General features: G+C 35.5%; 1 protein-coding gene. It reads right to left on the reverse strand.

Features of this window, described 5'->3' with window-relative positions; all coding sequences use genetic code 11:
• Positions 1 to 307 precede the first annotated feature (307 nt).
• Positions 308 to 1056: site-2 protease family protein (locus tag F6K22_RS41470; protein WP_363275612.1), on the reverse strand; the 749-nt coding region annotated here is incomplete at its 5' end.

A 1056-nucleotide genomic window follows, 5' to 3' on the forward strand; every position in this document is an offset into this window, starting at 1 on the left:
TAAAAGTCAAAAGTAAGAATTTACCGAAAAATTAATAATTAATAATTAATAATTAAATAATTCGCGCCTTGAAGCCTCCCCTTGGATAGGGGAAAACAAAGAAAATATTCCTTATATTCAATTCCCGAACGGTTTTAACCAGAGGTAATTATCAATTATCAATTATCAATTATCAATTATCCATTAATGAAAGTGCTTTTCAGATTGATGAACCACATCGCCATAGCCGAAATCCTGTAGGGGCGATTCGTGAATCGCCCCTACTGTGGTCTACCGTGCCGGAAAACCGCTGTAAGAAAGTCAAAAATCAAAAGTAAGAAAAAGCTGAAATTCCTGGTAAAAATTCCCAAATCCAATTCCCAACTAACCACAACATATAACCCAAAACAAACATCGTATAAATAATACTAAGAGGAGCATAAATAGCTAAAATAGCTTGGTCAGATGTTTTCTCAGGTGAAGGTTGACGGCGCAATAAATCAAAATAAAATTCAAGCGATCGCTTCCTTAAATTATTAATTCCTGTCATTGCTACTAACAGATGATAACCATCAAAAGCATTCAATGGATTCAAATTTAACGCGACTGTCAACAAAGCAGCACTCATCAATAAATAACTATTTTGCTGCATCAAACTCTGGGGAGGAGAAGCTAATAATAACCACAAAGCTAACGCCCAAATCACAACTTGAACTATTACCCCCGCAGCTACAACTAACATTCGTTGTTGGCGTTTTACTAAACAATATTGGTCGGAAGTATTCGTGTACATTCCCGGCATAAAACACATAAATAATAAACCAATTTCTGGCACAATACCGCCGAAATGTTTCAGAGTAAAAGCATGACCTAATTCATGCAAAAAAATTACCAACATTGAGGCAAAACCTAACTTTAATAAATTAGTCGGAGCTAAAGTCAAATCTCCCCAAACTTGTTGATGAGCAGAAACAATATCTGTGGCATAGGCTAACCACAAAAAAATTGTGTTACCGAGGAAAAAACAGAGGAAAAAACCAAAAGCTTTAGTCCAAATCCAGCGTAACTTATCTAGAA

Origin of the sequence: Okeania sp. SIO2F4 (assembly GCF_010672385.1) — a bacterium.
Lineage (GTDB): Bacteria > Cyanobacteriota > Cyanobacteriia > Cyanobacteriales > Microcoleaceae > Trichodesmium.